Annotated in this window: 18 protein-coding genes; 12 read left to right on the top strand and 6 right to left on the bottom strand. The window is 60.1% G+C overall.

Annotated elements, in window-relative coordinates:
- The first annotated feature begins 226 nt into the window (after nucleotides 1-226).
- From WX88_RS08060 to WX88_RS08040, 5 genes are all read left to right on the top strand, one after another.
- Nucleotides 227-1,459 (top strand): sensor histidine kinase, encoded by a 1,233-nt coding sequence (locus WX88_RS08060; protein WP_046243787.1) that lies wholly within the window; start codon nucleotides 227-229, stop codon nucleotides 1,457-1,459.
- 15 nt (nucleotides 1,460-1,474) lie between these two features.
- The gene (locus WX88_RS08055) at nucleotides 1,475-2,239 is read left to right on the top strand and encodes a LytR/AlgR family response regulator transcription factor (RefSeq protein WP_046243786.1); all 765 of its coding nucleotides are present in this window, start codon (nucleotides 1,475-1,477) and stop codon (nucleotides 2,237-2,239) included.
- Between the two features lie 158 nt (nucleotides 2,240-2,397).
- A complete protein-coding gene (locus WX88_RS08050) occupies nucleotides 2,398-3,270 on the top strand; it encodes a carboxypeptidase-like regulatory domain-containing protein (protein ID WP_046243785.1) in 873 nt (290 codons plus the stop codon).
- Between the two features lie 100 nt (nucleotides 3,271-3,370).
- Nucleotides 3,371-4,261: an ABC transporter ATP-binding protein gene (locus WX88_RS08045; RefSeq protein ID WP_046243784.1), complete on the top strand. Its 891-nt coding sequence runs from the start codon at nucleotides 3,371-3,373 to the stop codon at nucleotides 4,259-4,261.
- Between the two features lie 12 nt (nucleotides 4,262-4,273).
- Nucleotides 4,274-7,843, top strand: coding sequence for an ABC transporter permease/M1 family aminopeptidase (locus tag WX88_RS08040; RefSeq protein ID WP_046243783.1), 3,570 nt, complete (start codon nucleotides 4,274-4,276; stop codon nucleotides 7,841-7,843).
- Nucleotides 7,844-8,347: 504 nt separating this feature from the next.
- On the opposite strand, the gene WX88_RS31335 is transcribed toward WX88_RS08040, so the two are convergent.
- From WX88_RS31335 to WX88_RS08020, 4 genes are all read right to left on the bottom strand, one after another.
- The gene (locus WX88_RS31335; protein ID WP_231590654.1) at nucleotides 8,348-10,468 is read right to left on the bottom strand and encodes a sensor histidine kinase; all 2,121 of its coding nucleotides are present in this window, start codon (nucleotides 10,466-10,468) and stop codon (nucleotides 8,348-8,350) included.
- A gap of 343 nt (nucleotides 10,469-10,811) precedes the next feature.
- A complete protein-coding gene (locus tag WX88_RS08030; RefSeq protein WP_046243782.1) occupies nucleotides 10,812-11,726 on the bottom strand; it encodes a haloalkane dehalogenase in 915 nt (304 codons plus the stop codon).
- A gap of 38 nt (nucleotides 11,727-11,764) precedes the next feature.
- A complete protein-coding gene (locus WX88_RS08025; protein WP_046243781.1) occupies nucleotides 11,765-13,249 on the bottom strand; it encodes a flavin-containing monooxygenase in 1,485 nt (494 codons plus the stop codon).
- 135 nt (nucleotides 13,250-13,384) lie between these two features.
- Complete coding sequence (locus tag WX88_RS08020) at nucleotides 13,385-14,668, bottom strand: MFS transporter (RefSeq protein ID WP_046243780.1); 1,284 nt, start codon at nucleotides 14,666-14,668, stop codon at nucleotides 13,385-13,387.
- A 149-nt stretch (nucleotides 14,669-14,817) separates the two neighbouring features.
- On the opposite strand from WX88_RS08020, the gene WX88_RS08015 reads away from it, so the two are divergent.
- From WX88_RS08015 to WX88_RS07995, 5 genes are all read left to right on the top strand, one after another.
- Nucleotides 14,818-15,384, top strand: coding sequence for a Crp/Fnr family transcriptional regulator (locus WX88_RS08015; RefSeq protein WP_052732471.1), 567 nt, complete (start codon nucleotides 14,818-14,820; stop codon nucleotides 15,382-15,384).
- 110 nt (nucleotides 15,385-15,494) lie between these two features.
- Nucleotides 15,495-16,208 (top strand): alpha/beta fold hydrolase, encoded by a 714-nt coding sequence (locus WX88_RS08010; protein ID WP_052732470.1) that lies wholly within the window; start codon nucleotides 15,495-15,497, stop codon nucleotides 16,206-16,208.
- A gap of 60 nt (nucleotides 16,209-16,268) precedes the next feature.
- Entirely contained in the window at nucleotides 16,269-17,174 is a 906-nt protein-coding gene (locus tag WX88_RS08005; RefSeq protein ID WP_046243779.1) for an SDR family NAD(P)-dependent oxidoreductase, read from the top strand.
- A 173-nt stretch (nucleotides 17,175-17,347) separates the two neighbouring features.
- Nucleotides 17,348-18,976 carry a 3-(methylthio)propionyl-CoA ligase gene (locus WX88_RS08000; protein ID WP_046243778.1) on the top strand — a complete coding sequence of 543 codons (1,629 nt, stop codon included), beginning with the start codon at nucleotides 17,348-17,350 and terminating at the stop codon, nucleotides 18,974-18,976.
- A gap of 57 nt (nucleotides 18,977-19,033) precedes the next feature.
- On the top strand, nucleotides 19,034-20,224 hold the full coding sequence (locus WX88_RS07995; protein ID WP_052732469.1) for an endo-1,4-beta-xylanase: 1,191 nt from the start codon (nucleotides 19,034-19,036) through the stop codon (nucleotides 20,222-20,224).
- Nucleotides 20,225-20,246: 22 nt separating this feature from the next.
- Here the strand turns inward: WX88_RS07995 and WX88_RS07990 are convergent, their stop codons facing one another.
- Nucleotides 20,247-21,116 (bottom strand): AraC family transcriptional regulator, encoded by an 870-nt coding sequence (locus WX88_RS07990; protein ID WP_046243777.1) that lies wholly within the window; start codon nucleotides 21,114-21,116, stop codon nucleotides 20,247-20,249.
- Between the two features lie 165 nt (nucleotides 21,117-21,281).
- Here WX88_RS07990 and WX88_RS07985 point away from each other — a divergent pair, with 165 nt between their 5' ends.
- The gene (locus tag WX88_RS07985; protein WP_046243776.1) at nucleotides 21,282-21,506 is read left to right on the top strand and encodes a hypothetical protein; all 225 of its coding nucleotides are present in this window, start codon (nucleotides 21,282-21,284) and stop codon (nucleotides 21,504-21,506) included.
- Nucleotides 21,507-21,555: 49 nt separating this feature from the next.
- Here WX88_RS07985 and WX88_RS07980 read toward each other — a convergent pair whose 3' ends face one another.
- Complete coding sequence (locus WX88_RS07980; RefSeq protein ID WP_046243775.1) at nucleotides 21,556-23,313, bottom strand: hypothetical protein; 1,758 nt, start codon at nucleotides 23,311-23,313, stop codon at nucleotides 21,556-21,558.
- 181 nt (nucleotides 23,314-23,494) lie between these two features.
- Between WX88_RS07980 and WX88_RS07975 the strand changes: the two genes are divergently transcribed.
- The gene (locus WX88_RS07975; RefSeq protein ID WP_046243774.1) at nucleotides 23,495-24,205 is read left to right on the top strand and encodes a hypothetical protein; all 711 of its coding nucleotides are present in this window, start codon (nucleotides 23,495-23,497) and stop codon (nucleotides 24,203-24,205) included.
- Nucleotides 24,206-24,311: the final 106 nt, after the last annotated feature.

Genomic DNA, 24,311 nt, shown 5'->3' with positions numbered 1-24,311 from the left:
TCAAAGCGCTGCATTTGACATTTATCAAAAAATGCAACGCTGGCCTCGACCTAGTGTAATGTGACGGCCTGCCGGACAACTTGGTTAAGTATAGCAGCAAGCTCCTCAACGTCCCGCGCGGGCCGAAGCCGGGTTTATTTGGTTATTTTGAGGCAAAGACGCGTCAATGGCAGTGGACTGGTCAGCCTTTAGAAGAACATTCTTTCTATTTCTACTTGGCTGGGGCTTGCAGCTCAGCGCGGCGGCGGAAGCCGAGCCGCCGGCCCGGCCCGCGCTGCTGGTCGACCACCAGGGCCGGGTGTGGCAAGCGGCACCGACGGGGTTGTGGCTGACGCGGGAGAACCAGAAAACGCTGTTTACCACCCGCAACGGCCTGCCTAACGACACCATAACTGCCCTGGCGGAAAGCCTGAGCGGCCAGGTCTGGATTGGCACTCGCAATGGGCTGCTAGTGTACGATGATGCTGGTTTTCGCGAGTTGGGCTACACCGATGGCTTGCCCAGCAAGCAAATTAACTACCTGTACCAGGGGTCGCAGGGCCCCCTGTGGATAGCCACGCCCGAAGGTGCCCTCACCTATGCCGACCACCGCCTGCAGGCGGTTGAGGCGCTGCGGACCACAGCCGTGCAAGGCATCGGCGAAGCCACCGATTATTGGGTGTTCGTCACGGGGCGGGGCGTGGTGCGCATTCCCAAAGAGCGGAGCGGCGACGGAAAATGGTGGGGCTTATTGGGCGGGGTGCTGGCGGTGGCCACGGCGGGCGTCGTGCTCGCCCGCCGCGGACGTAAATCCTGGCGCGCCTACCAGCTGCCGGCCCAGCTGGCCCAGGCCGAACAGCGGGCGCTGCTGGCCCAGATGAACCCGCATTTCGTATTCAACTCGCTCAATTCCATTCAGAAGTACATTCTACGCAACCAGGGCGAAGCTGCCCAGACCTACCTGGCTAAGTTCGGCGGACTGATGCGCACCATCCTGGAGCAGTCGCGCCACCCCACCCTGCCCCTGAGCCGGGAAGTGCAGATGCTGCGCGACTACCTTGAGCTGGAAGCCATGCGGTTCGAAAACCAGTTCGACTATGAACTGACGGTGACACCCGAAGCCCTGCTCAGTCGCGACATTCCCGTCATGCTCATCCACCCATTCGTGGAAAATGCGGTGTGGCACGGCCTCACTCACAAAACGGGGAAAGGCCACATTACCATCCACTTCGGACAGGACGGGCCCTACCTCGTGGCCACGGTGCAGGACAACGGCATCGGGCGGCAGCGCGCCGCCCAGCGGGCCAGCCTGCACCACGGGCACCCCTCGCGGGGCATGCAGATTGTGGAAGAGCGCATTACTTTGCTGAACCGGCAGCTGAGCCATCCAATCCGAATTGAGGTTGTTGATCTGGAAACCGCCGCTACGCCCGCCGAAGGCACGCGCGTTGTCATCCGCATCCCGCTTCAGGACTTATAGCCGCCGCACTTTCCCATGACTGCTCCTCCCCCGATTCGCGTTATTCTTATTGATGACGAGCCCAACAGCAGTGAGGCACTGCGGGCACTGCTGGAGCATTACTGCCCGGAGGTGACGGTGATAGGGCAAGCTAATTCGGCCGAGCAAGGGCTGCGGCTTCTGCGCGAGCAGGCCCCGGACCTCCTGTTTCTGGATGTGGAAATGCCGCTGGGCTCGGGCTTCGACCTGCTGGAAGCGCTGGGCGGCGTGCCCTTCAACATCGTCTTCATTACCGCCCACGACCGGTATGCGCTGCGGGCCATTAAATGCTGTGCCCTCGACTACCTGCTCAAACCCGTGAGCGTGGCCGATTTGCGGGCAGCCGTGGCGAAATCGCAGCGGCAGCCGGCCACGTCGGCCACGGCCGTCCGTACGTTCTATGACAACATCTCGACCCGCCACCAGCCCGGCGCCGGCAAGCTGGTGCTGCCCACGCTGCAAGGATTCGAGGTGGTGGAAGTGGCCCGCATCGTGCGCTGCGAGGCCGACGACAACTACACCCGCTTCGTGCTAACGGGCCAGCCCAACCTGCTGGTGAGCCGCACGCTGAAGGAATACGAAGAGCTGCTGAGCGACCGCGGCTTCCTGCGCATTCACCAGTCGCACCTCATCAACGCCGACCACGTGAAGCGCTACATCAAGGGCAGCGGCGGCTACGTGCAGCTCTCCGACGACTCCATCATCGAAGTCTCGCGCCGCAAGAAGGACGAGCTGATGAAGCGGTTCTTGCCCGGCGGCTAGCGTGGCGGGTCTCACCGAACCCAACCGAATTCTAAGCCGCCGCAACCAGCCACTCATTCTGGCTTGCGGGAGCAGGGAAAGCAGAAGACGTTTGTAAAGTATCCGGACAATGCGGTGATGCATACCGGTGCTAAACACTGTCTTCCATTCTTATCCTGATGCTCACTCCCGTTTTGCTTTCTCAGCGCTTTCTGTCATCCGTCATCCTGTCGTTGCTCACCATTGGGAATACTTATGCCCAACAACTGAAGCTGGCCGGGCAAATCCTGCATGCGACTACCGGAACGCCGGTTGCTTACGCTTCCATCGGCGTGGTGGGCCGACCGATTGGCGCCGTGGCCGACGCGCAGGGCAAATTTGCATTTACGGTTTCTCCTGATAGCATTGTTGCCACCGAGAAAGTTATAATCTCCTGCGTGGGATTTCAGTCGCTTGAATTTACCGTTTCCCAGCTTGCTGTTGCGCCTCAGGTTGTGCGCCTCTTGCCAAGCGATGTGAATTTAACAGAAATCAAAGTAGAAGCCCAGAAACTTAAAAAGCGAATCATAGGAAACAATGCGAAGGGGATACTTTATCACGCGGACCTCGCCGTTGATTACACTGGCGGTGAAGTAGGACAAATCATTAATATCAATAACCACTGTTATTTGGAAGAACTTAATTTTTACGTGGAGCATAATTATTTCCGTGCTATTAAGGTCAGGCTAATATTTTACGATGTAATAGATAATTTACCAAATAGTATTATCTCAAATGAGGATATCTTATTTGACATTTCAGACCGAGGAGTTGGTTGGCTGAAAATTGATTTGAGAAAGTATAATATATTATTAGAAAAAAGGGACAAGGTAGCAGTAACACTCCAATACATTTCCGGCGAATCAATTTACAGGAAACCAATATTTACGATTCCAGGCACTTTTCCCGCACCTTTTCACACCACTCTTCATCGAAGCAAGAGCCAAGATAAGTGGGACACTCTCAAGGCCAACCTTAGCCTGTATTTTACGGCTTTGTGTTACGATAAGTAAGCCTAGCCGATTCGACCAGATACCTTTTAGCGCAACGCTCACGGCAACCAATGCCGATAGCCTGCGCGCCCTAGTCATAACGCTTCAACAAGAGAAGTTCATGGAACTGCAAATCAAGAACCTGTCGAAAACCTACCCGAACGGAGTTAAGGCCCTCGACAACGTGAGCCTGACCATTCCGCAGGGCATGTTTGGCCTGCTCGGGCCCAATGGGGCGGGCAAGAGCACGCTCATGCGCACCATTGCCACGCTGCAAGACCCCGACGCGGGCAGCATCCATCTCGATGCCATCGACGCGCTGCACGATAAGATGGCCCTGCGCCGGGTGCTGGGCTATCTGCCCCAGGAGTTCGGCGTCTACCCGCGGGTGTCGGCCGAGGATTTGCTCGACCACATGGCCGTGGTGAAGGGGGTGGTGCATCGGGGTGAGCGGCGCGAGCTGGTGCAGGCCCTGTTGGAGCAAACCAACCTCTACTCCGTGCGCAAGCGCAGCATCAGCACCTTCTCCGGGGGCATGAAGCAGCGCTTCGGCATCGCCCAAGCCCTCATCGGCCAGCCCCTGCTGATCATCGTCGATGAGCCCACGGCTGGCCTCGACCCGACCGAGCGTAACCGCTTCTACAACCTGCTTTCGGAAATCGGGGAGAACATCATCGTCATCCTGAGTACCCACATCGTCGATGACGTGCGTGAGCTGTGCCGAAACATGGCCATTATCGACCAGGGTCGGGTGCTTTTTGCCGGCCAGCCGCAGGCGGCCCTGAACGAACTCAAGGGTCGGGTGTGGGAGAAGACCATCGAGAAAGCGGAGCTGGCGGCCTACCAGCAGCAGTACCAGGTCATTTCCAGCAAGCTGCTGGCCGGCCAGCCCCTGATTCACGTGCTGGGCCCGGATGTGGCGAGCGCCGGCTTCCGGGCCGTGGAGCCCAGCCTGGAAGACGTGTTCTTTTCCACCATTCAGCGCAAGGCTGCTCCCGCCGCGCACGTGTAACTGACTCTAGCCATGTTTATTGAATTTCTGCGCTTCGAGCTGGTGGCTCGGCTCCGGCAACCGCTGGTGTATGTCTTTTTCCTCGTCACCTTCGGGCTCACGTTTACAGCCATGCTCTGGTCGAACTTTCAACTAGGAGAGAACTTAGAAAATCTACACGTCAATGCACCTTATGCCATTTTGAACCGCGTCGGATACATGGGCCTGCTCTGCTTGCTCTTTGTGACGGCCATTATGGCCGGCGCGGCTACCCGCGATACCGATTCGGGCTTCGGGCAGGTGCTGTACGCCGCTCCGTTAGACAAAGCCGGATACCTGTGGGGCCGTTTCGTCGGCAGCACACTGGTTGCCAGTGGGGCAATGATGGGCGTATTGGTGGCCATTTTGCTAGGTACACCACTCAACGACCCGGACCAGGTTGGCGCCTTTCAACTAGTACCCTACCTGCAGGCCGTGAGCCTGTTTATTGTGCCCAACGTGCTATTGGTCGGCGCCCTGGTCTACTGTGTTACGGTGCTCACGCGGCGGTCGGTGTATGCCTTCATCACCGCACTAGTGCTGCTGCTAGGCTACCTAGTGGTGAGCGAGTGGACCCGTGACCAGGAAACGCCCGCCCGCGTGGTACTCCTAGACCCGTTTGGAATAAACACGCTGAGACTGCTGACCAAATACTGGACGGTAGCGGAAAAAAATACGCTGGTGTTGCCGGCTGCTGGGTTGCTGCTTACCAATCGGCTCCTGTGGTTGGGCGTGGCCGGGACCTTGGTGGCACTCACGCACGGGGCATTTTCATTTTCCGCCAGCACTAAAGGACGCGACAAGCGCCAACCGGTCGAAATAGCTGCCTCACCGTCGGTTACTGTTGGGTTGCCTCGGGTAAGAGCGCAGCACACAGCCTGGGCACAGGCTGTGCAATTTACAGAACAGGCAAAGCTGGAATTGTGCAACGTATTGAAAGGAATTCCCTTTTTGCTCTTGCTCGGGCTCGGCTTGCTGAATTTGCTAAATAGCGCCGCTGAAGCCAATACCTGGCTAGGTGGCCATACTTACCCGGTTACGTACATCATGCTGGAAGCCATGACCGGTTCGTACAGCGTATTTGTTATCGCCATCCTGGTATATTATGGTGGGGCGCTAGTGTGGCAGGAGCAGGATGCGCACCTAGACGAAATTCTGGACGCCTCGCCCCGGCCATCGTGGGCGCCCTACACGGCGAAGATGCTGGCTTTATTCGTCCTCACGTTTGTGCTGTTGGCTCTGGGCGTGCTGGTCTGCGTGGCGGTGCAAGCGGCGCAGGGTTACACCCGGTTTGAATGGGGGGTATACGGCGGCGCCGTTTTCGGCATCGAGCTCACCCGCTACGCCATGCTGGCCGTGGGTACGGTATTCCTGCACGTGCTGCTGCGCAACCGCTACCTGGCGTATCTGCTCACCATTTTATTGGTCGTCATCCAGCCGCTCAGCAACCAGGCGTGGGGCTGGGAACACAACCTATACCTCTTCGCCGATACGCCGTCCTACACGTACTCGGCCATGAACGGCTTTGGTCCTTTTGTAACAGGCATTGTTTGGTTTAAACTGTACTGGACAGCTTTTGCGCTACTGCTGGCGGCCCTATCGGCGGGGCTGTGGCAGCGGGGCAAGGCTCCAAGCAGGCTCGCGTGGCATCCGGCACAACTGCGGCAGTCATTCACGCCCCCGCTACGCGGCTTGGCGGCCATGAGCTTGCTGGCCTGGCTAGGGCTGGGCGCCTGGATTTTCTACAACACCAACGTGCGCAACCAGTATCAAACCAGAGACACCAGCAACACCCGACAAGCCACCTATGAAAAGCGCTACAAACGCTACGAGTACGTCGTCCAGCCTCGCCTGACGGCGGTGAACCTCCACGTGGACCTGCATCCGGAAACCCGCGCCGTGCATGTGCGGGGAGTGCTGACGCTGACCAATAAAACCGCCCGGCCCCTCGACACCTTGCTGCTGACCCATGCCGACTACCTCCAGCGCTGGCGCTTCAACGTGCCTGGGGGCCAAGCAGTGCTAGCCGACTCGGTCTGCGGCTTCCACGCCTACCGGCTCGCAACGGCTCTGGCTCCCGGCGACTCGCTGGTGCTCCGCTACGCGGCCCAGTATCAGGCTCAGGGCTTTGAAAACCGCGTAAGCCGGGAGCTAATCAACGACAATGGCATATTCCTCAACAACGGAGAACTGGCCCCTACCGTTGGCTATGCCCGCGATAAAGAATTGGAAAGCAAGAAAAAGCGGGCCGACTTCGGCCTACCCCCACGCCAGCGCTTGCCCGAGCCAAGCGACCTTCGGGCCCGCGCCCACAACGTCATTGCTCCCGATGCCGACCGCATCCGTTTCGAGGCCACCGTCGGCACTAGCCCCGACCAGCTGGCCGTAGCACCCGGCGAGTTACAGCAAGAGTGGATGCAGGGCGGACGCCGCTATTTCCACTACCGGCTCGAAGCCCCTGTGCTCAATATCTACGCCATCGTGTCGGCCCGCTATGCCGTGCGGCGCGCGCGGTGGAACAACGTGAACCTGGAAGTGTACTACCAGCCCGGCCACGAATACAACCTTGACCGGATGCAGCTCGCCCTGCGGCAGTCACTGGCCTATTACTCGCAGCAGCTTGGCCCCTACCCACTGCGCGAGGCCCGTATCATCGAGTTTCCACGCTACCAGGAGTTCGCCGAAGCTTTTCCTGGTACCATGCCTTATTCTGAAGCCATTGGGTTTATCACCCAACTCGGTGCCGACGACCGCCGCCTCGACAACGTGTTCCGGGTGGTGGCCCACGAAATGGCGCACCAGTGGTGGGCACACCAGGTGGTAGGATCCCCCGTCAAAGGAGTCGCATTCATGGCCGAGTCGATGGCAGATTATTTCGCCACCGTGCTGCTGGAACGCCAGTACGGCGCTAAGCCGGTGCTGCGGGTGCGCAAGTATGACCTCGATAAGTACCTGCGCGGCCGAGGCCGCGAAACCATCCGGGAAGAATCCTTGCTGCGTTGCGAAACGCAACCTTATATCTACTACGAAAAAGGTGCGTTCGTGCTCTACAGCCTGCGCGCTTACCTGGGCGAGCAGCGGTTGCACGGGGCCCTGGCGCAGTTCATCGCCGACTATAAAGGCAAAGGCGCGCCTTATCCCGTGGCCGATGACCTCTACGCCTACCTCCAACGCGCCACCCCCGACTCCCTACAGTATTTGCTCGATGACCAGCTCCGGCGCATCACCCTCTACGACAACCAGGTGAAGGAAGTGGCCTACAAGCCTCTGCCCGACGGCCGCTACCGCGTGCTGCTTCAGCTCGAAAGCCACAAGTACTACGCCGACTCGCTGGGCAAGGAGACCGAGGCTCCCTTGCGCGACTATGTGGACGTGGCCGTGTATGGCACCAAAGAGCAGGTGCTCTACCGCCAGCGCCTGCACCTGACCAACAACCGCCAGGAAGTGCAGCTCACAGTACCCGCGGTGCCGGCCAGCGCGACCATCGACCCGGACTTGCTGCTGATTGACCGCAAGACTGACGACAACACTAAACCGGCTATCCGCATTGGTGGCGAACGATAAGCACACACCAGGATGGTACGACCCGATAGCGTTTAGGAGCGGACTCCGGCGAGGCTGGAATGCTCTTGGATAGGGCCGGAATAGGTTCAAGTAAGACCGAAATAAATTCAGAAGAGGCTGAAATAGCTGGCAGAGAGGCGGGCACTGTTTCTAGGGGGGCCGCGTTAGATACTAATAGGGCTGAAACTGCTTCCAGGGGGGCTGAGTCAGCTTATAATAGGGCTGGAATAAGTTTAAGGGGGACTGAGGTGGGTTAGACAAGAGCCGATACTGCTTCCAGGGGGGCTGATATAGGCTGGGGGCAGGCTGAGGTTGTTTCAGGGGGGGCTGGCATGGGTTTGGAGAAGGCGCCGGTCCGGGAGCGGAGAGCCGCCGCCTACTATAGTGGCCTTGAGTGAGGGGCAGCCAGGCTTGGTAACCGCTCCTGGCAATGTGGCTGACGCCCGAGACAGCCTACCCCATGGCTCCGCACTATATTTTATCCTCATGGAGCACAGAAGAACCTCATGCTAAAGGCAGCGCAATAGTAAATTCGGTGAAGGAATCTTCCTCCGTCTCGAAGGACAGCGTGCCGCCGTAGCCCTTCGTGATGATGTCGTAGCTTAACGACAGGCCCAGGCCTGTGCCCTCACCACTGGGTTTGGTGGTAAAAAAAGGGTGAAACACCTTGGGCCTTGCCGCCACCGGAATGCCCGTCCCGTTGTCCCGCACCCGGATGACGACCTGATTGCCCACCCGGCTGGTGCTCACGGTGAGGGTGGGCACATAACCAGCTCCGGCGCGCTGCTGGCGCTTGCGAACCGCGTACAACCCATTGGTGAAGAGGTTGAGCAGCACCCGCCCAATTTCCTGCGCCACGATGGTGATGGAGCCCGTATCCGCGGCGAGGTTGGTGCTGAGCGTGGCCTCGAAGGTTTGGGCCTGACTGCGGATGGCGTGGTAAGCCAGGTTCAGGGATTCCTCGACCAGGGCGTTCAGGTCCGTGGGGTGCCTTTCGCCGGTCATGCTGCGGCTGTGGGCCAGCATGCCCTTCACAATGGCCGAGGCCCGCCCGCCGTGGTGCCTTATCTTTTGCAGGTTTTGCCCCAAATCGGCCAGGAGCTCGGCTTCCAGAGCCGCGTCGCGCTCGGCCTTGCCGGCCTCCTCCGTCAGCTCCGCGACCAGCTCGGTGGAAACCTCCGAGAAGTTATTGACAAAATTCAGGGGGTTCTGAATCTCGTGGGCGATGCCGGCGGACAGCTCCCCGAGGCTGGCCAGCTTTTCGCGCTGCACCAGCTGGGCCTGGGTTTCGCGGAGTTCGGTAAGCGAGTCGTGCAAGGCAGCCGTGCGCTCGGCTACCTGCTGTTCCAATACCTGTTTTTGGCTGGCGAGCAGCTGCTGCTTCTCCTGCTCCTGAGCCAGCGTTTGGGCCGATAGCCGGCTGACTTCCTCAAACTGCTTGCGCAGCGACTGCGAGGCCTGGGCATAGTCGCGCACGAGCGAGAGCGACAGGCCCAGGGGCACGCTACAGAGCATGAGCAACGTCAAAAATATCAGCAGGATAAGCACTAGTTTGAAGCTAACCTGGCTTTTAGACGCTTCACTGCCCATTTCTATTAAAAAAGCGACCGGAATAGTAGCCAAGAGCGAGTACAGGAAGAACTTCAGCGAATTCCAGGGCAGGCGGGCATCGGGACCCTGGCTGCGGCGCTTGGCCAGCCAGCTCACCCGGATGTAGTCGACGAGTATCAGCCCAAAGGGAAGACCCGCAACTCCTTGTACGAACGAGCTGTTCGACAATGTGATACCGAGCACTCCCACCAATAAGGCCACCAGCGTCCAGAAAATCCAATCGAGCCGCCGACCAAGGTAGGTGTAGACAGCCAGGAGCAACAGCCCAAAGGCCGCATAAGCATCAACCAATAAAAAACTTGTCAGCAAGGAGTTGGACGTCAACGTTCCCGTGCGACTGTTGAACTGGTCCAGCAGAAAAAGCAGGGCGAAGGCGCACATCATCAGGGCCAGCACCTTATGCACGCGCTGCACCGGATTGGCGCGGTAGAACAATAAGTGAAGCAGGCTCAGGATGCCAAACAGCCCTGTAAGCAGGTACTCAAACCCGGCCGAGTCAGCTTGGCCATCCATCAGGTAGGTAGCCGCCCGCTCAGACGGGTAAAAATAAAGCTGAAAGGCCTCTTTATCTACCAGACGGCCAATCAAGGGGTCGCGCCGGAAGGAGTAGCGGATGGCAACCACATGCTGATTAGTATCAGCAATGACAACCGGCAGCAGAGCAGTAATCCGCTGCGAACCACCCGAATCGAACCGGGCGGGATGCAGGGTCGCCACCGGCTGCCCATCCAGATAAACGGCGGAGGCGCCAAACTGCCGGATGGCCATCGTCACGTTTTTCCCGCTGAGGTGCTTCAACCGGAAAGTCTGCCGGAACCAGCCCTGACCAGTCTGCCACAGGGCTGGATTGTCGTCTAGGCTTTCGTTTGGGCTGATTTTATCCCAATGGTGATGGCGATAAGCCGGAGTAGACCAGTCGATACTATCGCCCGCTCGAAACCGCCAGGGTTCCGACTTAATGAGCTTCTCGCCATCGGCTTCAATCGTGACGTGCTGCGCCGTGGCGACCGGCACCCACCCCAACAGGACGAGACAGAGACAAACTCCCAACCGGATGATTGTCCCATTCGCCAGCGTACAAATCCTCCTCATGCCTGGCTTTGTTACCTCGTTTGTTCTTCGGGACGAAGAAAACGAGAATGCCCCGCAAGTAATCAGTTTTTTATCTATTTCTCATGGTGGAGCGGTTGTCAAAGTTATTGCGCAGGCGGGAGAACCTCACCCCCGGCCCCGGTTCGCTTGATGCGCGAAGCCCCAGGAGAGGGGAGCCTGACGACCTGGATACTATTCTGAAACTGCTCTAATTTGAGCTGCGACCTAGCCGCATCGCGGCGACATGGCTAGGCTGCAACTTGGCTCACAACGGATTGGCCCGCATGAATTCTACCACAATCCGGGCCCACTCGGGGCCGGCGTCTTCCTGAAGAAAGTGGCCGCCGGGCAGCGTGACATGCGGCTGGCCTTTGGCGCCGGGAATGGCCTCTTGCAGCACCTTATCGAGACCGGCCGTGATGGGGTCGCCGTCGCTGAAGGCGGTCAGGAAAGGCTTGTGCCAGGCTTGGAGCACTTTCCAGGCGGCGCGGTTGGCGGGCACGGCGGGGTCGTCGGGCGTGGCGGGCACCAGCACCGGAAAGTGCCGTGCTGCCGCCTTGTAGCGCTCGCTGGGAAAGGGTGCGTTGTAGGCGGCCACCACCTCGGGCGGCAGTGGGTGGGCCGCCGCGCCGCCGCTCACGATGCGGCCCACCGGCAGCCAGGGCATGTATTGGGAGAAAGCCCGCCAGATTTTGAACGTGCGGCCGAGCGACCGGTCGCCGGTGGGCAAAAACGTGTTGGCTGCGCTGATGCGGACGAATCGCTCCTCATTCTCAGCCGCCAGGCGCAGGCCCAGCAGGCCACCCCAGTCCTGACAAACCAGCGTGATGCGCTGCAAATTCAGATTCGTAATGAACTCGGTGAGCCAGGCCACGTGCTGGGCGTAGCTGTAGGATTTGCGCTCGCGCAGCTTGTCGGACTTGCCAAACCCAATCAAATCGGGGGCGATGACGCGGTGCCCGGCGGCGGCCACTATCGGAATCATCTTGCGGTAGAGGTACGACCACGTGGGCTCGCCATGCAGCATGAGTACCGTTTCGGGGGCATCGCGCGGACCTTCGTCGAGGTAGTGCAGGCGCAGGGGGCCGTTGTGCGGGCTTTTCACCTGGGTGTAGCGCGGCGCAAAATCGTAGTCGGGCAGGTCGTGGAAGCACGAATCGGGAGTGCGGAGAACGGACATAGCAAGTTGTTATAACGGGGGAGAATGGCAGGCGTACGCTAAATCACTGCTGGCACCGGGGCGCGCAGCAGCTCGTAGTCGCCGACTCGTAAGTGACGGGTGTTGCGGCGGAAGCTGACAGTGAGGGTGTGCAGCAGGGTGGTGTTCTTGCCGGTTGCCGTTTGGTACCAGCTTTTGCAGCCCGAAGCCCACACAGTGGTGCTCAGTTTTTGCTGCACCATTTCGTTGTAGGCGCGTTGGGCTTTGGGCTTTACGTCAAGGTAGGCACCGGGCCCGGCCTTTTCGAGCACGCGCAGGTAGTCGAGCACGTAGTTCACCTGTGATTCCATGATGTGGATGATGGAATTGTGGGCCAGGCCGGTATTGGGACCCACCAGCACCAGCAGGTTGGGGTAGCCCGATACGGTGGTGCCCTGGTAGGCCTCGGCGCTGGATTCGTGCCACTCGCCAAACAGGCTGCGGCCACCGCGCCCGCGAATGTGCAGGTCCACCATAAATTCGGAAACCACGAAGCCGGTGCCGAAAATAATGGCATCGACGGGCCGCTCGGTGCCGTCGTGCGTGACGATGCCAGTGGACGTCACGTGGTCGATTCCGTCGGTGACCAGCTCCACGTTGGGCCGGGCCAGGGCGGGGTAATAGTCGTTGGAAATGAGGATACGCTTGCAGCCCACACGGTAGTTGGGTGTGACTTTGCGCCGCAGCTCCGGGTCTTGGATGGCCGCCGCAATGTGCGCTACGGCCGCCTCGCGGGTGATGCGCCCCAGCCACTCATTACCCATAAAGAGCAGTCCGCCCAGCTCGCTGCGCCAATAAATAAGCTCGCGCTGCAGCCGCTGCAACAGCGGCAGCCGCCGGAACCAGCGCTGCTCCCGCGGCGAAAACGCGCGGTCGGGCCGGGGCAGCACCCACGGCGCCGTGCGCTGGAAAACGTGCAGCTGTTGGGTGTGGGGCGCAATTTGGGGGATGAACTGAATGGCGCTGGCGCCGGTACCAATCACGGCCACGCGCTTGCCCATAAAGTCGTAGTTCGGGTCCCATTCCGAGGAGTGGAAGGTAGTGCCTTGAAAATCGGCCAAGCCCGGCAGACTGGGCCGGACCGGACGGTTGAGCGGCCCGATGGCCACGATAACCACGCGGGCCGTCACCTCCCGGCCCACCCGGTCGGTGAGCCGCCAAACGCCTTCAGCTTCCGAAAACTCAGTGCGCACAATCTCGGTATTGAAGCGGATGTGGGAGCGCAGGTTGAACTGGGTGACGGTCTGCTTGATGTAGGCCAGAATTTCGGGCTGGCCCGAGTACATCCGGCTCCAGTCGGGGTTGGGCGCGAAGGACATCGAGTACAGCGGCGAGGGAATATCGCAGCCACAACCGGGGTAAATATTGTCGCGCCAGGTGCCGCCCACTTCCGCTGCCCGCTCAAAAATCATAAACGACGTGTTGCCACGCTGTTGGAGCCGAATGGCCGCCGTCAGGCCTGCAAAGCCGGCCCCGATAATGGCTACGTTCACGGTATTGCTCATAGAAAATCAGCCTAATTGAAAGGAAAAGAAGAAGGCAGGCCCGAAATCATTCCGAGCTTCAACGCCCATCATTGGGCATGGCGCGCCCAGCCCGTGCGGGTTGCGGCGACTGTCCACCATAAATTATTCAGAGTTTCAGCCGGCCTGGGCCTGGGCTACCAGCGGCGCGGGCTGAAGCTGGGGCTGCTGCTTGCGGTAGCAGAGGTAAAAGCAGGCCACGGCCGGCAGGGCTGCCACCGTAATCCAGAGGTCGGCCCATGAGATGGGGGAAGCGTAGCCCAGTCTGGTGAAATAGTCGCTGAGCACGCCTACCAGGTAGCTGCCCGAGCTGTAGCCAAACACGCTGGTCGCAACAATACTCAGGGCAATGACCGAGGAGCGGATGCGCTCCGGCACTAGCTCGGTGGCCGCTGCGATGGGCACACCCGACGCCAGCATGATGTTGATGCAACCCACGAATACGAAAGGATAGAAGAGAATATGCGTAGGCGGCATCACCCGCAGCACCACGCTCATGGGGGCCAGAAACGCGTAGACCACCGCCAAGAATAGCGCTCGCCCGCCACCGGGAAAGCGCTGGCTAAACCAGTCGCCGCCCACTCCACCTAGCCAGGTGCCCATGATGCCCCCTACCAGGAAAAAGCTCCCCGCAATCCCCTGTGCCTCCTTCTCCAGGAAACCCTTTTCCTTCACCAACCACACCAAATCGAGTACGGTGGCCCCAATGCTGAAGTTGATGAGAATGCCGCCCAGCAGCAACAGCTGCAACGGCACCGACCGGCGCAGAATGACCAGCAGCACCCGCAGGCCGGCATCGGCGGGCAGGCCGTCGGTAGTGGCAGTAGTGGCGGCCGGGCGCGGGTCGCGCAGAAACGGCAGCACCAGGCTAAACACTACGCCTAGTGCCCCAAGGCCCAGGAAGCAGTTGCGCCACCCCAACTTGGGGCCCAGCACGGCAGCAATAAAGTAGCTGACGGCCACACCCACCGGCGTGCCCACGAAGTACAAGCCCAGCACGAAGCCGCGCCGGCGCTCGGGAAACACGTCGCTCAGCATTCCCAGGCTGGAGGGCGCTAGGCTGGCCTCGCCCACACCCACCATGCCACGGGTGAAGGCCAGCATGCCAAAGCCCCGAGCCAGGCCCGAAAAGGCCGTCATCAGGGACCAGAGCAGCATGCCCACCGCGATGAGCCGGGGCCGGTGCACGCGGTCGGCGAGGTGGCCCATCGCCAGCAGGGAGCCCGAATTGAAGAAAATAAACGCCACACCCGACAGAAAGGAAAACTGGGCGTAGCTCATCTTCAGCTCGCTGATGATTTGCAGTGAGAAGCCGGCCAGCAGGCTCCGATCGGCGAAGCCCAACACGTTCAGCAGCGTGAAAAAGAACAGGAACAGGTACGGGTGGCGCACGGGTGCCATAAGCGGGAAGATTGGGTGGGAAGGCGAGCCGGCCGGCACATGTTGGCATCTGCGGCCATTCGCTTAGATTTGGGACGAAGCAGGCGACAAAAGTCCCCCCTACCCTTCGACAGTCCTTTGATTTATATCAAATTATTCGTTTACCCCGCATGGAGTCTTTGCTTGCCTATCTGGAATCATATGGCCCGCTGCCCGATGCGGATAAGGACTTTATCGCCGAACACCTGACGCTGCGCGACTATCCTAAGCATGGCATCGTGCTGCAGGCCGGCAACGTGTGCCGGCAGATGTACTACCTCGAAAGCGGCTTGGTGCGATACTGCTATCTTAAAGAGGGAAAGGATATTACCGCTTCATTTGCGGGAGCCAATATGTCGATGACGGTGCTCGACAGCCTGGTAAACCGCTCGCCCTCGCCCTACACCATCGAAGCCCTGGAACCCACCCGCCTCTACTCCCTGGCCTACGATGACCTGACGCCGCTCTTTGCCCGCTCACACGCTTTCGAGCACATTTCGCGTCTGGCTACGCTCGATATTTTTTTGATGGGCGAAAGGTGGATGTACACCCAGCGGTTTCAGTCGGCGCACGAGCGCTACGAAAGTTTCCTGACCATGTATGCCAGCTTTGCCCACCGCGTGCCGCTCACTCACGTGGCTTCCTACCTGGGCATCACGCTCGAAACCCTAAGCCGCATCCGCGCCGGCCGAATTTGATAAATATCAAATGCTTGCGGGTGCCAGCGCCTCACTTTTGTGCCGGGTAGCTCGCCGCCGGCTCCGCACTTACGTGGACGCTTGCCGTGGTCGGGGACTGCCCCCGACGCATGCAACGTATCCTACTTCTTCACGGCTACATCGAGGATTCCACCATCTTCGACTCGCTCCGGCCCCTGCTGCCGACGGCGACCGAAGTGGTGCCCATCGAGTTGGAGCAAGCCGCAGGGCACTGGCGACCCGATGGCCCATCCAACGTGGTGGCCCTGGCCCAGCACCTGGCCCGGCACTACACCATCGGGCCCACCGACGTGCTCATTGGCCACTCCATGGGCGGCTGGATTGCCGCATACGTGAAAGAGCTGACCGGTGCCGCGGCCATCCTCATCAACTCATTTACCGACCAGCGCAAAATCGTGTCCGACCTCCGCAATCCGCGCGTGCTGGGTTGGTACGCCTGGCTAGGGCTGATGCAGAGCCGGTTTATGCGTCGCCGCTGGAAGCAGGGCTACCAGTTTGAGGAGTCGCGGGTGCTGCACGCGCAGCTCGTGGACCGCTCGGTGCGGTTTCGGCGGCGCTACATGCACCAGCAGCTGCAGGTACTATTCGCGCCGGTGCCGCCGCTCACCACGGCGCCGGATCTGCGCGTTCACTCGCGCCAGGACAACGTGATTTTGCCGCCGGACGAGCCGTTTGTCGAGATTCCCGGCGACCATTTCGCCCACGTTTTTTACCCCCAGCCCGCTGCCGCTGCCATCCAAAGCTTCATCCAGAAGCAAATGAATGAGCCAATGCAGGCCCGTCTGAGCGGGCACAGGCGCTAGCAAGTACTTCATTTCTTCGGCAACACTCTTCCACCAACCCTCCCCATCCCACCCATTGCCATGACGCACATCAAGGATTCTGTTTTCATCGTGACCGGGGCTGCTTCCGGTATTGGGCAGGCCACCGCCATTCAGGCCGCCGCCGAAGGGGCCCATGTACTGGCATCCGACGTGAATGCCGCTGGGCTGGCCCGCACCGAGGCAGTCATTAAGCAGGCCGGTGGAACCGTGGAAACCGCACTGCTGGACGTGGGCGACGAGGCGCAAGTATTGGCTTACGCCCGGCAAGTGGCGGCCAACTACCCCGGCCGCCGGCTAGTGCTGCTTAACAACGCGGGCGTGGCCCTGGGCGCGGGCTCTTTCGAGGAAAACACGCTACAGGAGTTTGCCTGGCTGCTCAACATCAACTTGTGGGGCGTGGTGCGCATGACCCAGGCCTTTCTGCCGCTGATGCGCGCTGCCAGCGGCGGCCACATCGCCAACGTATCGAGCGTATTCGGGATGTTTGGGGCACCGGAAAGCACCGCTTACAGCACGGCCAAATTTGGGGTTCGGGGCTTCACCGAGTGCCTGCGCCACGAGCTGGAGGGCAGCGGCATTCAGGTATCGACGGTCTTCCCGGGCGGGGTCAAAACCAACATCACCGTGGGGGCCCGCCTGGGCGCTGGCCGCACCGCCGAGCAGCAGCAGATTGTCAACCAGAAATTCGCCGAAGGCTCGCCCACCACGCCCGAGCAGGCGGCCGCCGTTATCCTGCGCGGCATCCGCCGCAACCAGGTCCGCATCCTCATCGGCGCCGACGCCCGCATTATCGACTGGCTCACGCGGCTGCTGCCCGTCGCCCACAGCCGCATACTAGTACCGCTCATCCAGCGCACGTTTTCGCCCAAGGAAGCGCTGGCGCTGGCCCCCCCCCAAAACCGCACGAGCATAAGCAGCCTATCGGACAGCATTGCTGGCGCTTGATGGTGCGGGCATGCTGTGTGCTGACTATCAGCAAGCCCCTGGCCTACATATTGTTGCGCGATTTCGCTCAGGCTTCCGTGCAGATATCCTTCTGATGGGCAGGCCGGAGGCTCACAAATAACAAGCACCTAACAAAACTCCGCGCATCACCTCATACCTCATTCAAATCTCCTATGCAAGGTCTCATGATGCACCAGCCCCTGCTTATCGCGGGGATTCTTCGGCACGCCGCCAAGTGGCATGGCTCCACCGAAATCGTGTCGCGCCAGCCCGAGGGCGGCCTGCACCGCTCCACCTACGCTGAGGCCTACGACCGTGCACGGCAGCTGGCCAACGCTTTTGCGCGGCTGGGCGTTCGGGAGGGTGACCGGATTGGCACGCTGGCCTGGAACACGCACCGCCACTTCGAGCTGTACTACGGCATTTCGGGGTCCGGCGCAGTCTGCCACACCATCAACCCGCGCCTGTTTGTTGAGCAGTTGGTATACATCATCAACCACGCCCAGGACCGGCTGCTGTTTTTCGATGTGACGTTTTTGCCGCTGGTGGAAAAGCTGGCGCCGCTGTGCCCCAGGGTAGAAAGTTGGGTATTGATGACCGGCCCCGAGCACCTGCCCGCCACCTCCGAGCTACCTAATCTGCGCGATTACGAAAGCCTGCTGGCCGCCGAAACCGCCGACTACGAGTGGCCCACGTTCGATGAAAACACGGCTTCGTCGCTCTGCTACACCTCCGGCACCACCGACCAGCCCAAGGGTGTGCTCTACTCCCACCGCTCCACGCTGCTGCATTCCTATGCCGCCGGCCTGCCCGATGCCTTCAACTGCGGCGCGCAGGATGTGATTTCGCCCGTCGTGCCCATGTTTCACGTCAATGCCTGGGGCATTCCTTATTTGGCCCCGATGGTTGGGGCCAAGCTCGTGCTGCCCGGCCCCGGCCTGGACGCCATCAGCCTGTGTGAGCTATTTGAAAATGAGAGCGTGACTTTCTCCGCCGGAGTGCCCACCATTTGGTTTGGGCTGCTGCAATACATGCGCGAAACCCAGCGCCGATTCGGTACGCTGCGCAAGATGATTATCGGCGGGGCGGCGTGCCCACCGGCTCTGCTCTATGCTTTCGCCAATGAGCTGCACGTAGAAATCCGCCACGCCTGGGGCATGTCCGAAACGTCCCCGCTGGGCACCGTGGCTACCCTGAAAGCCAACCAGGCTACGCTGTCGGCCGAGGCGCAATTTGAGGCGCTGGCCAGCCAAGGACGGGGGCTTTTTGGCATCGACATGAAAATAGTGGGTGAAGACGGCCAGGAGCTGCCCCACGACGGCGAGGCCTTTGGCGACCTGCTGGTGCGCGGCCCCTGGGTGGCCGCTGACTACTTCGGCAGCCTCACGCCCGGCCAGCTCACCACCAACGGCTGGTTCCGCACCGGCGACGTAGCCACTATTGATGCCGCTGGCTTCATGCGCATCACCGACCGCTCGAAAGATGTCATCAAGTCGGGTGGGGAGTGGATTTCCAGCATCGAGTTGGAGAACCAAGCCATGGCTCACCCGGCCGTGGCTGAGGCGGCCGTCATTGGCGTGCCCCACCCCAAGTGGAGCGAGCGGCCCTTGCTGGTGGTGGTGCGCCGCCCCGGCTACGAGGGCATCACGGCCGAGGAGCTACTCAGTTTCTACGACGGCAAAGTCGCTACCTGGTGGAAGCCCGACGCCGTGGAATTTGTGGACCAGCTGCCCCACACGGCCACCGGTAAACTGCTCAAAACTCAGCTTCGGAAGGATTTCGCCAACTACGCGCTGGCTTAATCAGGAACGACTTACGGCGTTCTTTTCAATCCTCGCTCTTACTCTATTTCCTTTCTCATGAAATATGTTCGTCGGGCGGCGCTTTTGGTGCTGCTGTTGGTGGTGCTGGCTGGGGGTAGCTTACTATATCTGCAACGCTCGCCAGCCGTGCTGCCGTCGGCGCCCGGCCGGTGGTCGGCAGCGCGGGCCAATGCCTGGTATGCGGGCCAGCCCTGGCTGTTTGGGGCCAATTATATCCCGGCAACGGCCATCAACGAGCTGGAAATGTGGCAGGCCGCCACCTTCGACCCGGCCACTATCGATAAAGAATTGGGCTGGGCCGAAAGTCTGGGCATCAATACCCTACGCGTGTTTCTGCACGACCTTCCCTATCAACAAGACCCGGAGGGCTTCAAGCAACGCATTGGCCAGTTTCTGAGCATCTGCCAGAAGCACCATATTCGGCCCATGCTCGTGTTGTTCGACTCCTGTTGGGACCCCAACCCCAAGCCGGGCAAGCAGCCCGAGCCCACGCCCGGCGTGCACAATTCCGCCTGGGTGCAAAGCCCCGGCGCAACCGCTCTCCAGGATACCACCCAGTACCGCCGTCTGCAAGCCTACGTAACGGGCATTGTCGGCGCCTTCAGGGACGATGAGCGGGTGCTGCTGTGGGATGTCTGGAACGAGCCCAGCAACATCAACTACGTCAGCTACCGCATGCGAGAGCCGGCGGAGAAGGTGCGCCTGGTCATCAACCTGCTACCCCGCGTATTTCAGTGGGCGCGGCAGGCCCGGCCCAGCCAGCCCCTCACCTCGGGGCCTTACGAGTACGGCCTCACCAACTGGCAGGAACCCCTGCGAGCCCGTCGTATGGAGCAAATCCAGCTGGCCAACTCCGATGTCATCACCTTCCATAACTACTCCGACCAGCAAGCCTTCACCAAGCGCCTAACCGAGCTGCAACAGCTGGGCCGCCCCGTGATGTGCACCGAATTCATGGCCCGCGGGGCCGCTAGCCGCTTCGAAACGCACTTGCCCGTGGCCAAGCAGGCCAACGTGGGCATGTACTGCTGGGGCTTCGTGGCGGGCCGCACCCAAACCTACCTGCCCTGGGACAGCTGGGAAAAGCCCTACGTGAATGGCCGACAGCCCACGGTATGGTTCCACGAAATCCTGCGGCCCGACGGCTCGCCCTACCGCCCGGCCGAGGTTGCTTTGATCAAGCAGCTCACGCAGCCCGCTTCTGCACCGGCCCAGGCTCAGCGTTAGCCAAAGCGGCCTAGTCCACTATTCATCGGAGATGCTGGCGACGGAAGGTCGACGGCGACACACCCGTTTCGGCCCGGAAAAGCTTGGCGAAATACGACGAATCGAACACACCAAGCTGGGCGGCAATTTCGGTCGCGTTCTGGTCGGTAAAGGACAGCAGGCGTTTGGCCTCCAGCACGAGGCGGGCACGCAGCACCTCACTAGCCGTGCGGCCGGTCACGAGCTTGACCACATGGTTGAGGTGATGCTGGGTAATGTGGAGCCGGTCGGCGTAGTCGCTGACCGTGAAAGGCTCGTTGAAATGAGCATCGACCAGCAGCTTGAAGCGCTTGTAGAGCAGCAAGTATTTTTTGGAAACCAGCTGGGGCGTCTCGGCGTCAACGCAGCGTTGAATCTGGGCCAGCAGCACGTGCAGCAATGCCTGCGCAATGCGCGGCGCCTGGTCGGGCCGCCGGTGCTCGGCCAGCAGCAAGTCGATAGTTTGGCGGATTTCCCGGTAGCTGCCCGCGTCAGGCTGCACGAAGGGGCGCCCGTAGAAATTGTCCAAAAAGCTTAGCTCAAACAGCGCGTCATGATTCTGCTGGTGCAGCAGAAAAAAGTCTTCAGTGAAGAAAATGCTGCCGCCCGTCACGTGCTGCCACTCTTCGAACTGATGCAGCTGCCCCGGCGAAATAAAGAACAGACTCTGCGGCGCAATGATGTACTCCTGGTAATCAATCACCTGCTTGCTGACGCCGGTTTCGGTCCAGATAACTTCGTAGAAGGTGTGCTTATGCAGGTCTTCCACATCGGGCTCGGTCAGGTCCTCAAAGCGCACGATTTCAAAGGCCGTGGGATTGTCCGGCTCGTTGATAAAATGGCCGATGGAGTAGTAGGGGAAGATGTCTTTCACGCAACGAAATAACCGGTTTGAAGGAGAATAGTCTGCTAGGTTGGATACGGGATATTTCCAGGCGCGCCTCCGGGAACGGACTGCCGTAGGCCATTGCTATCGGGCTAGAGGCAGGCTTGGTCAGCGCTCTACATGCTTACTCGCACGCTATAGTTGTGCATCACCATGCATGCCACCTGGAATTTACTGAACGGGCTACTGGGCGACGAACGCCTGACCGGAGGTGCGTTTGGAATAGCATTTTTCTGGCTGACCATTGCTTTGGGCACCTTGCCAGGGGCCTATTTGGTCTGGTTGGCCTACCGTCAACATAAATTCATCCGACCCTTTTGGGCTGCTACCCCCGCCCTCGAAGCACCTGGACTGCCCTTCGAAACGACCGGTAAATAACCACAGACGGGCTGATGCACCGCCCATATTTTGGCTACCAATAATAAGGCTATTTCCATACCGGCACTTGCCGTGGGCTGAACCCATTGCCCAAGGCCTCAAAATCGAATTTTGTCAGGTAATGCACCTGGGGCTGGTACTCGCCTAAGAAGCCCGACTGGTCGTTGCGGCCGGTGAGCGCGGGGTTGTAGGTGGTGCTGGCCCAGTCGCTGAAACGGGCAGGCAGGTTGGCTTCGTCGGGAGTAATTTTCAAGTCTTTCCAATCGGGAAATACGTGTAGCCAGCGAATAGTCCAGCCGCCGTGGGCTTGCGGGCCCCAGTCGAGCCAGGTGACACCGTTGGCGGGGGTAGCGTTGCGCGGCCGGTTTTCGGGCAGCGAGTACACCAGCACGTAGCGGCCATCCTTGTCGGTCACTATTTCCTCATCCATCACGCATGAAGAAGGTATGCCGATAGTACTCAGATCCAACCAGTTTGGCTCCGGGTAGGCCGTGATAGAGAAATAGCGGGCCTGGGCTTTTTCCATGCGTGGGTTGCCGGCCAGAGTGCGAGGCGTGGTGGGCAGCCGGCCTGTAAGCACGATTACTTTGTCTTTGCCCAGCGTCATGCCCCGGCTCAGGTAGCTGATGTAGAGGCAGCGGCTCGCCGACGACTCGTAGTTGCCGGGTGCGGGCTGCTGCGGCCCCCGGCCGGTAACGCCCAAATCCAGGTCCCGGATTTCAGTTTTGTCAGCTGCAGTGGTTTTGCCGTTAGCCTGAAAAATACCAAGCAAGCCGTTGTGAAAAATATCCAGGTCACGGGCCCAACCCACGGTGGGCCCCTGCTCAGGTCCGGGGTCGGCCGGCGGCGAGGGCCGACCCGCCGAGGCCTTATTAAGGCGAGCCGTGAGGGCTGAAAAGTCAGCATTGAGAAAGAAGCGGCGGCCATCGGCCAGCTCAAACAGTACCTTGGGCAGCGGCACCCCGCCGCGCGACCCAGCGGCCCGGTCCGGGGCATAGTAGCGCACCCAGAGCGAGCCCGTGTTCCAAACCCCGCGCTTGTGCCCGCCAATCGAGAACTTAGGGTCGGCCAGCGCGCCTTGATATTGGATGGCGCTGCCGAAGCGGCGGTTGCCGGGCGCCCGGAAGTGCGGCGGGCGGTAGGCTGGATCCAGCACAGCCCCATTGCCATTGGCCAATTGGTATTCTACCCGGTAGCCGCGCTTGGTGGCCTGGCGGTTGGCTCCCACCCGAAAGGGGTTGTTGTGGCCCGGCAGAGGGTCAATATCAACATCCACGATGGGCACCTCCGGCGAACCAAAGGTACCGTCATAATAGTAAAAAGCCGGGTCCAGGGGCGGAGACAGCTGAATGTCAAAAAAACGGCTGTGCGGAAATTCGCCTTCAATAATCAGCTTGGTGCCGAATGGGGCGAAACAGGCCCCGAGCACCAGGTAGGTGCAGTGCAGGTCGGGGTAGTATCCCTGCAGGCGCTGGGGGTTGAGGGGGCCAGCTTCGCGAATCAGCCACTGCGTTTCGGCGCGCACCTGCTCGGGGCGTTGCAGCACCCAGTGGGTTACCTCGGGCGTGGCACCCACGGGCAGGAGGCTATCGGGTAGTTGGGCCGGCGCTTTGCCATCGAGCCAGCGCTTGATGTAGGCTTCGAGGCGGTCAGAAATACGCTGACCCTCGGCCACGGTAGCGGCCTTGTTCTGGTAGTGCGGGTAGGGCGGCGCGTCGGGGATGAGCAGGTTCACGATTGCCTTCCGGCAACCACCGAGCAACAAAACCAGCATGCTGGCTATTAACAGTAAACGAGTGAGATACATATCAAAGACGAATAATTAAGAAAAAGTGAGATGCCAAAGCTCCCATTAGCCCTTCCGTACGTAGGCGGCGAAGCACTTGCTGGGCGAGTTACTCGATTTTGACTTAAGTCAAATCAAGCCCTTATCCTCTGGCACTAAGTTTGGTTTCTCTAATTCCAATCACCAATCCCTCTCAAATTTTATGAAATTCGACCTGCCTCTATTTACCCGTCTCATCACCGGCTTTGCCCTGTGGCTCGGCTTGGCTCTGGTTACAACCAGCTGTCAGAAGGAAGACTCCGATTCCGTGGCTCAGGACCGCATATACGTCGATTACTCATTGATTTACGACAAAGCGCAGGACAAAACCTACGCTCGCGCCGCCTTTAAGTTTGGCAGCACCACGGGCACCCAGCTGGAGCTGAAAGCCCCGTCAGAAGTGCGCTTTGGCAACGACGTGATGACCTTCGTACCGCTGGTTAACTACTACGAAAAGACCTTCGCAGGCCAGCAAACCCAGGGCACATTTACCTTCAAGGACCTCGACGGCAAAACGTACGTCAACAATATCGGCGGCCTAGTACCGGCCGAGTTGCCGGCCTCCTTCACCAACCTCTCCAAGGGCAGTGCCTATACCGTGACCTGGGACGGACCACCCGTGCGGGCCAACGAAGTGCTCGACGTGACCGTGGACGGCGCCGGCCAGAGCGACCCCATCCAGGTATTCCTGCAATCAGGCGTGGGAGCGACCGAAGTAGTCCTCGAAGCCAACCGTATTGGGCTGCTACTTAATGGCCCCGCGCAGGCCGTCATCAACCGCAGCCTGCTCCTGCCCCTACAACAGGGCAGCAGTGCGGGCGGCACCCTCCTCACCCGCTACCAGGGCCAGGGCAAAACCGTTCCGGTACAGTAGCCCTTCGTCACCATTCGCAAGTCCCAGCGTGTAAGCGTCTGGGACTTGCTTTTGAAGTTTAGCCTAGTAAATTAGAAAGGCTCTTCAGTTGAAAAATCAGGTCGAG

The organism is Hymenobacter terrenus, assembly GCF_000972495.1.
In the GTDB taxonomy this organism is placed as follows: Bacteria; Bacteroidota; Bacteroidia; order Cytophagales; family Hymenobacteraceae; genus Hymenobacter; species Hymenobacter terrenus.
This window is presented reverse-complemented; position numbering and strand designations above follow the sequence as displayed.